This is a genomic window from Streptomyces endocoffeicus, from assembly GCF_016741935.1.
Taxonomy (GTDB): Bacteria; Actinomycetota; Actinomycetes; order Streptomycetales; family Streptomycetaceae; genus Streptomyces; species Streptomyces endocoffeicus.
On record NZ_JAERRG010000013.1, the window covers coordinates 49,110 to 62,892 of the forward strand.

The following is a 13,783-nucleotide window of genomic DNA, read 5'->3' on the forward strand; positions in this document are numbered from 1 at the left end:
GCCGTTGAGGCTGAAAGGGGGACGTGGTGGGGAAGCCTGAGGACGGCTGGGACATCGACACCAGTGGGGTGCGCGGTGTCCTTCTCAAGACCGGACATGTCGCCGACGACATCGAGGGCCAGGCGAAGTCGTACGGCAAGCACCTGCTGAGCGTCGCGAAGTCGGCGGGCACGCTGAGCATGGGGTGCGGGCCCAAGCCCGAGGGCGGGCCCGTCGCCGCCGCACTGGTCGAGTTCGAGCAGAAGACAGAGAACGACATCAAGTACATCGCCGCGCGCTCCGGCAAGTCGATCAAGGGTGCGGCGACCGCCACCAAGGAGTACGTCGGGGGCGACCTCGCCATGGCGGCGCACGCCCAGCGCGAGGCGTTGAAAGCACCCGATCTGAACCCTCCGGGTCAACACCATCGGAACGGTCCGAGATGATCAGTCTGGATGGCATTCCCGAATTCACGGGAAACCTGGAGCAGTTGGAGAAGGACGCTCCGGCGCTGAAGACGGACGCCGGTCACATCCGTAAGACCGGCCAGGGGGTCCACGACCAGTTCCAGGGCCTGTCGGCGTACTACACGGCGCCCGAGGCCGAGCAGCTGTTCGCGACCACCAGGCCGGTCAAGGAGAAGGCCGACGGGTTCGCGACCGGGCTGGAGGCCGTCAGCGGCGCCCTGAGCGCATACGCCACCGAGGTGCGGCCGATCGTCGAGCGGCTCAAGCGGCTCAGGGCGGACGCCGCCGAGTTCATCAGGGAGAACGGGGGCGACGACGACTGGAAGCACGACGGGGACAAGGTCCAGCACAACAATGATCTGATGGCCGACGTGGGCGAGGCCACGGCCGCGTTCGAGGCCGCCGAGCGGAGCTGTGCCAACAAGATCAGTGCTCTGGTCGGCGGCACCCACTGGGTGGTCGACGACGGTACCCACAAGCCGGGGATGTACGGCTACACGGCCGATGTCTTCCAGCACGCGGAAAAGACGCCGTGGGGCACCCAGGAGTCGGAGACGCACCACTGGTACGAGTTCGGCCACTGGATCAAGAGCTTCGTCTGGGACGGCTTCATCGTCGACGGCGTCTGGGGCACCATCCGGGGCCTGGGCACCATGGTCGGCGTCGACGGCTGGGACGCCTTCAAGAACTCCTGGGCGAACCTCGGCAAGCTGGCCGTGGGCCTGTCGCTGAACACGCTGGTGCCGGGCTGGTTCGCGACGCCCGACTCCATGTTGCCGGGGTTCCTCAAGAGCACCAAACACACCATGATCAACGCCGGTAAGGCGATGGTGGCGTGGGACGAGTGGGGCAAGAACCCGGCGCGCGCGGCGGGCGGGGTCACGTTCAACGTGCTCACGGCCATCGCCACGGACGGCGCGGGGTCCGCCGCCAAGTCGGGCGCCGTCGCGCGGACGCTCAGCGTGGCGGGGAAGGTCGGCAAGGTCGTGGACCCGATGACCTACGTCTTCAAGGGCGCGGGCATCGGGCTGTCCAAGCTCAAGGTCGGCGACCTGGTGAGCCATCTGAGGAATTTGCGCGCCGGGAGCGGTGTGCAGCTGCCGGACGGCTCGCTCAAACTTCCGGACGACACGGTCTTCCGCCCGGACGGCTCGGTCAAGCTGCCCGACGGCAGCGTCCTGCACAAGAACGGCGCCCTCGAACTCCCCGACGGCACCGTGCACCACCCGGTGCACGAGCCGTCCGCCGCCGAACGGCAGGCGCCGGGCGCGGCCCAGCACCCCCGGCAGCGGGAGCTCGCCCATGTGGGTGCCCCCGGCCGCGAGGTGGGCCGCGCCCCCGACGACCTGGGGCCCCGCGCGAGCAAGGACGATCCGAACGACCCACCGAACGACCCGCCCGAGAAGCACACCCCCACCACGAGCGGCGGCTCCCACCCCACCACCCACGACACCGGTACCCCCACCCACGACCCCGCCGCCCCGGGCGGTGGCAGCGGCCCGGGTGGCGGCGGTGGTCCTGGGGGCGGCGGCCCCCACGACCCGGGTGGCCCTGGTGACACTGGTGGTCCCCATGAGTCGGGCGGTCCAGGTGACGACGGGCAGCCGTCGGGTCAGCGCGGATGGAAAGCGAGGGATGACATCGTCGGCTCGGCTCGGGGCAAGACGCTTCTGCCGCCTAATCGGCGACATTCGCTCAGCGGCGTGAAGCACGGGAAGGTCGTCCAGGAGAACACCATCATCCGGCCGGAGTTCAAGGACGCGGTGAACAAGGATATCGCCGACATCGCGGCCGGCCGGGCTGAGTTCAATCCTCGCACCCAGCACTACACCATTAACGGCAGAAGCTACGGGGTTGAGCCGAGCGGTAGGGTATTCCCGGTGTCCGGACCCGGTCTGGTCCCCATGAATCGGGTGGAGTATGAAGCGTTGAAGGCAATCATGAAGGTCAATGGTGACCTGGGCAAACTCGAAAAGATGTTTTCCAACGCGCCGAAGTTCACGGAAAACCCTGGTGCCGTCCAGAAGGCGATCGACATGTATCGGGAATACTACTCATGATGTACAACCTCCTGGTTCCGGGTGAGCGTGTACCCGAGCGGCTGGATGCGGTGCTGTCCGGGGCGTTCGGAGTCCCGGTGGCGGATGTGGACGTCTCCGACGAGTCCGAGGTGGAGAACCGCAACTGGAACGCCACCGTCACGTGTGAGTACGAGGAGATGTCCGGCGATGTCCGCTGGGCGCTCACGGTGTACGCGAGCGAGGAAGTGAGCCCGCAGCCGTCCGAGGAGGCGTTGGCGAGGGCGCTGGCGCGGGAGCTCGACGTGCCCGTGCTCTTCCTCGGGGAGGGGCCGCTTCCGCCTGGCGTTCGGCAGGTGGCGACGCCGGAGGGGCAGGTGACGCACGCCCGCATCGGGGAGCCGGAAGCCGATGAGGAGGGTGCCACGGTCGAGGCGGTCGAAATTCCCGTCGCCGGATTTCCCAAAGCCGCTGTACACAAGCTTCCGGAAATCATCAGGGAGTTGCGGCTTTCCACACCAGTGACTGACTCCCATGTCGCTCCAGAGGCGGGCGGGCCACTGAGCAGGGTCTACGATCTGCTGGTCAATTGGGAGCGGCTTACGGTGCGTATGGCGCAGGGGTGGCCCCCCTCCCACTGGTACCCGGCCTCGATGTACGCGGAGGATCTCGCCTTTCGCGACGAGCTCACTGAGCGTGTCGCGGCGCTTTCCGGGCCCCAGCGGGTATCCGCCCAGCGGGCCCTTGGCGAAGTGGACGCGATCTACCGCGGGCTCACAACTGATGACGGCGGCCGGGCGCTCGCCGCGGCGGTATCCGTACCCTCGGCGTACAGCGAAGGCGAACTCCCGTGGTACTGGCGGCGTCGTCCGGTCGAGCTTCCATGGGGCGAGGACCAGGCGGGCTGAGCGACCGATGGCACGGGACTACGACAGTCAGCTGCTGGAGTCGGTGGCGGTCCGGCGGCGGCGGATTCGGGACGCGTTGTTGTTCGGCGCGCAGCGGGGGCGGCGGTCGGTGGATGAGAGTTTGGGGAAGGTGTTCGCGGGCATCGTGATCGCGGCGGTGCTGTGTGCCGGGTGCGTGGGGTGGTCGTTCATCTCCGACACCATCGGCAAGCAGGGCCGGTCCGCGCCGGGTGTGCTGACGCCTTCGTCCACCGCGGCGACGGACACGGCCCGGTAGGGCCTGTCGGGGGAGGGGGAATCGTGGGGGCGGCGAAGCAGGCGCGGAGCGCTGAGTTGAGCCGGGTCACGCTGGTCGGGGAGCGGCGGCGGGTGGACATCGTGCTGCCCGCCGACGAGCCGGTCGGCCGGCTGCTGCCGGATGTGCTGCGGCTGGTCGACGACCAGGTGGCGGACCGGCCGGCGCTGCGGCATCTGGTCACCGCCGAGGGGGTTGTCCTGGCGCAGGACGCCACGCTCACGTCCGCGGCGGTGCCGGACGGCGCGGTGCTGCGGCTGGTACGGGAGCGGGACGTTCCCGCGGCGCCGGTGGTGCACGATGTCACCGACGAGGTGGCCGAGGATCTGGACCTCCGGGCATGGCGGTGGTCGGCGGCGGCGCGGCAGTGGACCGCGAGCGCGGCCACCCTCGCGCTGGCGCTGGCCGTCGGGCTGCTGGCGCGGCGCGGCCTCCCCGACTCCGGTGTGGCCACCGCCCTGGCCGTGGCGGCCGCGGCGGCGGCGCTGACCGGGGCCGCGGCCGCCCGGCTGCGCAACCGGGACCTCGGCGCCACCCTCATGCTCACCGGCGGCGCCCTCGGCGTGCTCGCCGCCTGGACGGCCGCGGACGCCCACGGCTGGGGCGGCACGGCGCGGCTCGCCGGGGTGGCGGGGGCCATTGTGGTGACGCTGCTGCTGCTCGGGGCCTCGGCCACGGTCGGGCGGGGCGCGTACATCGGCGCCGGTGCCGTCGTGGTCACCGGCGGGCTGTGGGAGGTCGTCGCCGCGTTGCAGGACGGCGCCCACACCGATGCCCAGCAGGCCCGGTCGGGCGCGGTGCTCGCCGTGGTGTCCGTGGTGGCGCTCGGCCTGCTGCCGCGCCTCGCGCTGACCGCCGCCGGGCTCACCGGTCTTGACGACCGGCGCTCGGGCGGGGTGTCGGTCAGCCGGCACGAGGTGGTGACCGCGCTCGCGGCCACCCACCGGGGGCTGGTGTTCGCCACGCTCGTCACCGCGGCGTCCGCCACCGCCGCCGGGTTGCTCGCCGTCGGCGACTCCTCCCCGTGGACGGTGCCGCTCACCGCGGTGCTCGCGATCGTCCTGCTGTCCCGGTCACGGGCGTACCCGCTGGCGGCCGAGGTGGTGGCGCTGCTCGCCGCGGCCCTGGTGCTGCTGGTGCGTCTGGTGGTGCTCTGGCTCGACACCACCGACGGCCGACCGTACGGGCCGCTGGCCGCGCTCGCCGTCGCCGCGCTGCTCCCGCTGGGCGTGCTGACCGTACGGCCGCCCGAGCATGTCCGCGTCCGGCTCCGGCGGATCGTGGACCTGGTCGAGGCGGTCGGCGTCATCGTGCTGTTTCCGCTGGTGGTCGGGGAGTTCGGGGTGTACGGGCGATTGCTGGACGCGTTCTAGCGCCGGTTACCGGCCGTTGTTCTTGCCCTTGCTTGTCGTAGTCGACCGTTGTCCGTATCCGAGCCGAGAGGAGGCGTCATGGGCGCAGGGGATTGGCAGAGCGATGTGCTCCACCAGTTGCGGAACACGCCTGTCTCCAAGAGCCCCGGGCCCTCCGGGACCGCCGAGGACGCGGATGTCGGGAAGAGCGGTCATGAGGCACCGGAGGCGGTCGGGGGTCCGCATGGCCCCAAGGCTTGGGATGCCGCTGATGCCTGGGACGCGTCCAAGGCTGATGCGCCCAAGGCTGATGTGTCCAAGGCTGATGCGCCCAAGGCTTCGGACGGTGCTTCTGGTTCCAAGGCGTCGGAGGGCTACAAGGCTCTGGGCGCTCTGATGGCTTCGGGCGCTCCCGGGGCCGGGGAGGCGCCCGGCGGTTCGGGAGCCACCGAGGCCCACCCCGCCCTCGCCCCACGGCGGGTGAACGGGGCGACCGGCCCAGACGGTCCCGCGCCCGCCGCGCCCGCTACGCCAGCCGCCCCAGCCGAGCCCCCCGCGCACGCCGCGCCCCCCGAACCCCCCGAACCCCCCGAACCCCCCGCCCCAGCCGACCGGCGTCCCCAGGCGCGCCCCCAGCATCTGCCCGCCCCCACACCCGTGCCGCCCGTCGACCCCCGGCTCGCCCTCGCCCAGGGCAGGCTCCGCAGTGGGGACCCGGTCACCCGCCGCGCCGGGCGCACCCTGCGGCGGCTGGTCGCCGCGTCCGCCTCGCGTGAGGTGGCGGAGGCCACCGAGGTTGCCCGGGCGCTGCAGCAACCGGTTACCACCGGGCGGCAGATCGCGGTGAGCAGCATCCGTGGCGGCGCGGGCAAGACCACTGTCGCGGCGCTGCTCAACCTCACCTTCGCGCACTACCGCCAGGACCCGGTCCTCGTCGTGGAGGCCGACCCGGCGCTGGGCAGCCTGCCCATCCGGCTCGGCGCCGAGTCGGTCCGCTGGACATGCGCGGACGTGGCCCAAGTCGTCTCTCCCTCGATGCAGTTCGCGGAGGTCACCGGCTATCTGGTCCAGCTGCCCGAGGGCGGCTGGCTGCTGCCCGGGAGCCAGGGCCGCATCGGCACTCCGCTGGACATCCGGGCCTACCGCACCGTGACCATGGCGCTGCGCCGCTACTTCGGTGTCACCGTCGTCGACTGCGAAACGCTGCCGGGGGAGCTGGCGCGCACGGCCCTGGACACCGTGCAGGCAAGGGTGCTGGTGGCGCCCGCCACCCTGGAGGGCGTGGCGAGCACCCGCACCGTCCTGGACTGGATGGCGGCGGTGCCGCGGCCCATGCTGCCCGGCACGGTGGTCGCCCTCACCGAGTCCTCGCCCGACACCGCCCTCGACCTTGGCGTGGCCCGCGCCCACCTCGCCGAGAGCGGGGTCGAGGTGATGGCCATCCCGTACGACCGTCATCTGGCCGCGGGCGGCGCCATCCGTACCGGGCTGCTCGCCCACGGCACCCGGCTGGCCGCGGGCCGCCTGGCCGCCGCACTCCTGGACCGCGCCGTGCGTGACAGGGGAGGACACAGGGGAGGACGGCGATGACAACGCGCCTGGTGCACCGGCCCGCCCGCGCCACCCGCCCGCTGTCCCAGCCCGAGCCGCGCGCCATCGAGGCCCCGCCCAACCTGCCCGAGGGCAAGGCGGCGGGGGCCGCCATGTCGCTGCTGCCGATCGCCGGGGTGATGAGTTCGGTCGTCATGATGACCGTGCTGCGCAGCGGCCAGTTCGCGGCGATCGGCGCCCTCGTCCTCGTGGTCACCGTCGTCGGTGCCCTGGTGCTGCTGTTCTCCCAGCGCGGGCGCGCGCAGCGCACCCGCCGTCAGCAGCGCGAGCGGTATCTGGAGTATCTGGAGGAGCTGCGTGAGGAGCTCGGCGCGGAGGAGCGGGCCTGGCGCGCCACCGCGCGGGTGCTCGACCCGCCGCCGCAGGCCCTGTACGACGTGGTGCGCGACCCGGCCCGGCTGTGGGAGCGGCGCCGCACCGACCCGGACTTCCTGCGGGTGCGGATCGGCACCGGCGAGATGCCGCTGCGCCCGCTGACCGTGGCCCGCCAGTCGGGCAGTGTGCTCACCCCGCCCGACCCGTTCATGCTCAACGAGGCGGGCGCCCTGGTCGGGCGCTACGCACTGGTCACCGATCTGCCGCTGACCGTGCCGCTGGACCGGGTGGGCAATGTCAGCGTGGTGGGGGAGCGGGACGCGGTGCTGCGGGTGGTGCGGGCGCTGCTCGTCCAGACCGCCGCCACCCACGCCCCCGACGACGTGGCCGTGGCGCTCGCCGCCCCTGGCGACCGGGTCGAGCGGGACTGGGCCTGGCTCAAGTGGCTGCCGCATCTACTGGACGCCGAGGAGCGCGACGGGCCGGTCGCCGCCCGCCGGATCGCCCCCGATCTGCCCCAGCTCGCCCGGCTCCTCGGCCGCGACCTCCGGCAGCGCGCCGCGTACGCGGCCGAGGTGCGGCGGGGCCTGTCCGGGGCCGACGCGCTCGGCCTCAGCGGCCGGCTGCTCGTCATCAGCGATGACCACGGCGGGGAGGCACGGGAGCTGCCGCGCCCCGACGAGGCCGTGGCCCACCGCGAGATGGGCGTCACGGTGCTCCACCTGGTCGCCGAGCGGGTGCGGGAACCGGGCGAGGTGGCGGTCCGCATCACCGTCGGCGAGGACGAGGTGGTCGTGGAGGACCTGCGCGGCGGGCAGCCGACGGGCGCCCACGGCACGGTGGACGACGTCACCGCCGCCGGGGCCGAGGGCCTGGTCCGGATGCTGGCCCCGCTGCGGTTGTCGGCCGAATCCCTCGTGGACGCCCCGCTGTCCGGACCCGTCGACTTCCCCGAACTGCTGGGCGTCGACGACCCCGGCGCCCTGGACCTGGCCCGTGCCTGGGCGCCCCGCGGCGAGCGCTCCTTCCTGCGGGTGCCCATCGGCGTCAACGACGCCCACGAGCCGGTGCTGCTCGACCTGAAGGAGTCCGCCGAACTGGGCATGGGCCCGCACGGCCTGTGCGTCGGCGCCACCGGCTCCGGCAAGAGCGAACTGCTGCGCACCCTCGTCCTCGCCCTGGTGGCCGGCCATCCGCCACAGGACCTGGCGCTGGTGCTGGTCGACTACAAGGGCGGCGCGACCTTCGCCCCGTTCGACGGGCTGCCGCACGTGGCCGGTGTCATCACCAACCTGGAGAACCAGGCCGGGCTCGTGGAGCGGGTGCACACCAGCCTCGCGGGCGAGGTCAAGCGCCGTCAGCAGGTGCTCAAGGACGCGGGCAATGTCGCGGACATCTCGGGTTACGCGGCGGTGCGCGAGACGACGAGACCCGACCTGGAGCCGCTGCCGCACCTCTTCGTCGTCATCGACGAGTTCGGCGAACTCATCACCGCCAAGCCCGACTTCATCGATCTGTTCCTGTCCATCGGCCGCATCGGCCGCAGCATCGGCGTCCATCTGCTGCTGTCCAGCCAGCGCATCGAGGGCGGCAAGCTCAAGGGCCTGGACACCTACCTCTCCTACCGGCTGGGCCTGCGCACCTTCTCCGCCGACGAGAGCCGCACCGTCCTGGACACCACCGACGCCTTCCACCTGCCGCCGCTGCCCGGCTTCGGCTACCTCAAGGTCGACACCACGGCGTACGAGCGGTTCAAGGCCGGGTACGTCTCCGGCCCGTACCGGGGCCCGGTACCGCGCACCGTGGAGGACACCGGGCCCGCCGTCCACCCGTATCCCGCGTACAACACGCTCGCCGGGCCGGAGGAGTCCGCGACCGCCGGGGACGACGCGCCCGGCGTGGGCAAGCGCACCCGGGACCCCGGGCCGACCGTGATGTCCGTGATGGTCGACCGGATCAGGGGCGCCGCCGACCCGGCGCGCCGCATCTGGCTGCCGCCGCTGCCCGCCGCGCTCGCGCTGGACGCCGTGGCGGGGCCGGTGGAGGTCGACGCGGCCCGCGGTATGCAGTTCGCCCGGCGCCCGGGGACGATGCGGGTGCCGCTGGGGCTGCTGGACGACCCCGGGCGGCAGTGGCAGGGGCAGTGGGTCCTCGACCTCACCCTCGCCGGCGGTCACGCCGCCGTGATCGGCGGCCCGCAGTCCGGCAAGACCACGCTGTTGCGCTCCCTCGCGCTCTCGCTCGCCCTCACCCACACCCCGCGTGAGGTCGGGATCTACGGTCTCGACCTGGTCGGCGGCGGTCTGCAGGCGCTCGCCGCGCTGCCGCACGTCGGTGGCGTCGCCGGGCGGGCCGACCGGGAGCGGGCCACCCGCACGGTCGAGGAGGTGCGCGGCATGCTGGACGCCCGCGAGGAGCTCTTCCGCGAGCACGGCATCGACTCGATGGAGCGGCTGCGGGCCCTGCGCGCCGCCGGATCCCTGCCCGAGTTGGCGTCCACCGACATCGTGCTGCTCATCGACGGGTTCGGGGCGCTGCGCGACGACTTCGAGTCCCTGGACGACGCCGTGGGCGACCTGCTCAAGCGCGGCGGCGGGTACGGCATCCACGTGGTGGCCGCGATGCTGCGCTGGAACGACGTGCGCATCGGCCACCAGTCCACCTTCGGCACCCATATCGAGCTGCGGCTGAACGACGCGGGCGACAGCAGCGTCGACCGCAGGCTCGCCGAGACCCTCACCCCCGACGACGCCGGGCGCGCCCTGACCGACCGCAAGCTGTTCGCGCAGACCGCCCTCCCGCGTCTGGACGGCCGCGCCGCCACCGCCGATCTGGGCGCTGCCGTCGAGCAGACGGCCCGGTCCATCGGCGCGGCCTGGCCGGGGGAGACGGCGCAGCGGGTGCGGGTGCTGCCCGCGCGGCTGCCCGCCCGGTCGCTGCCGTCGGCCACGTCCCAGCCGCGCCGGGTGCCGATCGGGGTCGACCAGACCGCGCTCGCGCCGGTGCTGCTCGACCTGTTCGACCGCGACCAGCATCTGCTGATCCTCGGGGACAACGAGTGCGGCAAGACCAATCTGCTGCGGCTGATCGCCGAGGGCCTGGCCGCGCGCCACTCCGACGAGGAGCTGGTCTTCGGGATCATGGATCCGCGGCGCGGGCTGCGCGAGGTGGTGCCCGAGGCGTACCAGGGCGGCTATGCGTACAACTCCCGGATCTGCGAGGGGCTCGCCGCGGGCATCGCGGGCGAGCTGGCCAAGCGCATGCCGGACGAGACCACCGGGGCCCCACCGCCCTCGGCGGGCCCGGCGTACGACGGGCCCCGCATCGTCATCCTCGTCGACGACTACGACATCCTCACCACCGCGGGGCAGCAGCCGCTTCAGCCCTTCCTGCCGTATGTGCCGCACGCGCCCGACATCGGGCTGCACTTCGTGATCACCCGGCGAGTGGCGGGCAGCTCCCGGGCCCTGTACGAGCCGTTCCTGATGACCCTGCGGGAGAGCGGCACATCGGCCCTGGTGATGACGGGCGACCGGATGGAGGGCCAGCTGTTCCCGGGCGTGTACGCGTCCGTACAGCCGCCCGGACGCGGGCTGCTGGTCCGGCGCGGTGAGCCCGACCGCCTGATCCAGACGGGCTGGGTGGAGCGGGAGCGGAACCCGGAGGAGGACGGCCGATGACCAAGGACGTGATCGCGCTCACCGAGCGGATGCCCGACGTCTGGAGCCTCGTCGCCGGGCTGTTCGCCGGGGGTCCCGACCTCGATGTGCGCTCGGCCGGCGAGGGCGCGGTGATCCAGATGTGCGACGAGGCGGGCCGCCCGCTGGTGTCCGTGGAGGCGCCGCAACTGGTGCGGGTCGCGGGCGAGGCGGCGCGGCTGCTGGGCCCCGAGGCCGGGGGCACCGGCGTGCCCGTGTGGTGGACCGAGGCCAGGGCCGCCACCGGAGTGGAGCGTGCCGAGCTGCTGGCGGCGTCCTTCGCCCGGCGTCTCGCCCGGCTGTGCGGCGGCTCGGTCTGGCCGCCGGAGGCTGCGGCTGACCCCGAGGCCGTACAGCCCGGTGCCGGTGCCGGTGCCGGTGCCGGTGCCGCGTCCGCCGCCCCGGCCGCGGCCCAGCCCGCCGTCGACGTGCTCACCGAGCGTACGGCGGTGGTGCTCCAGGACCGGCCCGTGGTGGCCATGACGGCCTGGCTGTCGGACGCGATCCGGGCCGCCGCCGCGAGCGACCGCGCCGTCCAGATCGTGACCCCCGCGACCTCCCGACTCAGCCTGCCCACGCGCCTGTCGCTCACCGGGCTGCCGTCCCGCTGGGTGGTGCGCGACGAGGAGGGCGGTGGCTACTACGACGGGCTGTCGGGCGCCCTGCTGCGCTGGCACGACGGGGGGTTCACCCCGGTAGAGGCGGAACCGGAGCGGACCCCGGTGGCCCGGGCCTTCCTCGAGGGCGCGGAGGGCGCGGAGGGCACCGGGGGCACCGGGGGCACCGGGGGCACCGGTGAGCGTCAACTCACCCTGTCCTTCCGTACGGTGCACGCGGCGGAGGAGCGGCTCGTCCTCGGCGGGCCGCTCGAGGCGGCCTGGACCGCCGTCACCGGCGGGCCACCCGAGGGCTGGAGCACCGCCGAGCCCGTCAATCTGCCCTGGTCGTGCGAGGCGCTGACGGCCCTTGCCCGCGACCGTGCCCCGGAGAGCACCTGGGTGGTCGCGGTGGGCCGTGCCGACCGGCCCGCGATCGCCACGCTGCGCGTGGCGCGGACCGCCCGGGGCGTCGAACAGGACGTGACGCTGGCCTTCGGCTACGGCCCCGGCGAGAAGCCGCCGCTGGACGTCCTGCCCGATCTCGCGGCCACGCTGGTGACCGAGCACCGGCTCCAGTCGCTGCTGGTCCAACTGCGGGCCGCCCGCCGCGACCTGAGCCTGCCCGCCCGCTTCGAACCGCCCGCCGTCCCGGTCGGCTTCGCGCTCGGAGCCGACGAGGCGCAGGAAGTCGGCCTCACCTTCGCCCGGCGCACACCGCTGCCCGCCCGGCCCGTGCCGCTGGGGCCCGAGGCCCGTCCGGGCTTCTACTATCCGCTCGGGGACGGGGGTTCGCCCTCGAGCTGGGCGCTGTTCGAGCAGCTCATGCGCCATCTGAGGCAGCCGGACTGAGGCGCCGCCGGGCACCCGAGGCGTACCCGTGCGCGCCTTACTTTGTCCTGAGACAGGAGAAAGTCGGAGCCAATTGCGACGCAAGTTCTTCCCACTCCCGACAACCGCTGCTACGTTCCCCGTGAAAGCCCGGCCACATGGATGCCGATGACGGCGGGAGGGGCAGCGTGAGGCGCATGACGGCACGACCGGCGAACGCGCATCAGGCGCGATTGCTTCGCCTGCTGCGCGACGGCGGCCCCAACTCCCGTGCTCAGCTGGGCGATGAGATCGACCTGTCGCGTTCGAAGCTGGCCGTGGAGATCGACCGGCTGCTGGAGACGGGGCTGGTGGTCGCGGACGGGCTGGCGGCCTCGCGGGGCGGCCGGCGTTCGCACAACATCCGGCTCGCGCCCGGGCTGCGGCTGCTCGGTGTGGACATCGGCGCCACCTCCGTGGACGTCGCCGTGACCAATGCCGAACTGGAGATTCTCGGCCACCTCAACCAGCCCATGGATGTGCGCGAAGGGCCCGTCGCGGTCTTCGAGCAGGTGCTGGACATGGCCGCGAAGCTCCGGGCGTCCGGGGTGGCCGAGGGGTTCGACGGGGCGGGCATCGGAGTGCCCGGCCCGGTGCGGTTCCCCGAGGGCGTGCCCGTGGCGCCGCCGATCATGCCGGGTTGGGACGGCTTCCCGGTACGGGAGGCGCTCAGCCAGGAGCTCGGCTGCCCGGTCATGGTCGACAACGATGTGAACCTCATGGCGATGGGCGAGCAGCACGCGGGAGTCGCCCGTTCCGTCAAGGACTTCCTCTGCGTGAAGATCGGCACCGGTATCGGCTGCGGGATCGTCGTCGGCGGTGAGGTCTACCGCGGGACGACGGGCAGCGCGGGCGACATCGGCCACATCCAGGCCGAACCCGACGGCCGCCCCTGCGCCTGCGGCAACCACGGCTGTCTGGAGGCGTACTTCGGCGGTGCGGCGCTGGCCCGTGACGCCGAGGAGGCCGCCCGTGACGGCCGGTCCCCCGAACTCGCCGCCCGGCTGGAGGAAGTGGGCAGCCTCGCCGCTACCGACGTCGCCGCGGCGGCCTCGGCCGGCGACGCGACCGCGCTCGACCTCATCAGGGACGGCGGCACCCGTACGGGCCAGGTCATCGCCGGGCTCGTCAGCTTCTTCAACCCCGGTCTGGTGGTCATCGGCGGCGGTGTCACCGGGCTCGGCCATACGCTGCTCGCCGCCATACGGACCCAGGTCTACCGCCAGTCCCTGCCCCTGGCCACCGGCAACCTCCCCATCGTGCTGGGCGAACTCGGCCCGGCCGCCGGGGTCACCGGCGCCGCCCGCCTGATCAGCGACCACCTCTTCTCACCGGCCTGACCGCTTGATGGCCACGACCGCCTGACCGCCTGACCGCATGACCGCCTGACCCCGCCCGGCCACGGCGGGCCGTACCTCGGCACAGCGCAGCAGCAGCAGCACGGCATCAGCACCGCACCGCATCGCACCGCCCCTCGGCGTACGCCACGTCGAGGCACGAGCCGCACCACCGAGCCGCACTACCGGCACCACCGAGCCGCACCACCGGCACCCCACACCCACCGGGGCCGCGCCGCTACCCCGTCGCGCCCCGCCACCCCATCACGGCACCACCACATCACCGCCACGTCGCGCACCCGCACGCCCAGCGCCCCGCACACCCAAGCGTTCCGCA

10 protein-coding genes are annotated in these 13,783 nt (G+C 73.1%); 9 read left to right on the forward strand and 1 reads right to left on the reverse strand.

What is annotated here, in order from left to right:
• The first annotated feature begins 26 nt into the window (after window positions 1-26).
• From JK364_RS28910 to JK364_RS28950, 9 genes are all read left to right on the forward strand, one after another.
• Window positions 27-425, forward strand: coding sequence for a DUF6507 family protein (locus tag JK364_RS28910; RefSeq protein WP_307841409.1), 399 nt, complete (start codon window positions 27-29; stop codon window positions 423-425).
• Window positions 422-2,506, forward strand: coding sequence for a hypothetical protein (locus JK364_RS28915; protein WP_201854272.1), 2,085 nt, complete (start codon window positions 422-424; stop codon window positions 2,504-2,506). Before JK364_RS28910 ends, JK364_RS28915 begins: the two co-directional genes overlap by 4 nt.
• An 86-nt stretch (window positions 2,507-2,592) precedes the next feature.
• Window positions 2,593-3,372 carry a hypothetical protein gene (locus JK364_RS28920; protein WP_201854273.1) on the forward strand — a complete coding sequence of 260 codons (780 nt, stop codon included), beginning with the start codon at window positions 2,593-2,595 and terminating at the stop codon, window positions 3,370-3,372.
• 7 nt (window positions 3,373-3,379) lie between these two features.
• Window positions 3,380-3,649: a hypothetical protein gene (locus JK364_RS28925; RefSeq protein WP_201854274.1), complete on the forward strand. Its 270-nt coding sequence runs from the start codon at window positions 3,380-3,382 to the stop codon at window positions 3,647-3,649.
• 20 nt (window positions 3,650-3,669) lie between these two features.
• The gene (gene eccD / locus JK364_RS28930) at window positions 3,670-5,040 is read left to right on the forward strand and encodes a type VII secretion integral membrane protein EccD (protein WP_201854479.1); all 1,371 of its coding nucleotides are present in this window, start codon (window positions 3,670-3,672) and stop codon (window positions 5,038-5,040) included.
• Window positions 5,041-5,118: 78 nt separating this feature from the next.
• The gene (locus JK364_RS28935; protein ID WP_201854275.1) at window positions 5,119-6,609 is read left to right on the forward strand and encodes a CpaE/TadZ family protein; all 1,491 of its coding nucleotides are present in this window, start codon (window positions 5,119-5,121) and stop codon (window positions 6,607-6,609) included.
• Complete coding sequence (gene eccCa / locus JK364_RS28940; RefSeq protein ID WP_201854276.1) at window positions 6,606-10,625, forward strand: type VII secretion protein EccCa; 4,020 nt, start codon at window positions 6,606-6,608, stop codon at window positions 10,623-10,625. The genes JK364_RS28935 and eccCa overlap by 4 nt, the downstream gene beginning before the upstream one ends.
• Complete coding sequence (locus tag JK364_RS28945) at window positions 10,622-12,091, forward strand: DUF6177 family protein (RefSeq protein WP_201854277.1); 1,470 nt, start codon at window positions 10,622-10,624, stop codon at window positions 12,089-12,091. Before eccCa ends, JK364_RS28945 begins: the two co-directional genes overlap by 4 nt.
• A gap of 176 nt (window positions 12,092-12,267) precedes the next feature.
• A complete protein-coding gene (locus tag JK364_RS28950) occupies window positions 12,268-13,449 on the forward strand; it encodes an ROK family transcriptional regulator (RefSeq protein WP_201854278.1) in 1,182 nt (393 codons plus the stop codon).
• Here the strand turns inward: JK364_RS28950 and JK364_RS57110 are convergent.
• Window positions 13,438-13,572: a hypothetical protein gene (locus JK364_RS57110; RefSeq protein WP_269146308.1), complete on the reverse strand. Its 135-nt coding sequence runs from the start codon at window positions 13,570-13,572 to the stop codon at window positions 13,438-13,440. The genes JK364_RS28950 and JK364_RS57110 overlap by 12 nt on opposite strands.
• Between the last annotated feature and the right edge of the window lie 211 nt (window positions 13,573-13,783).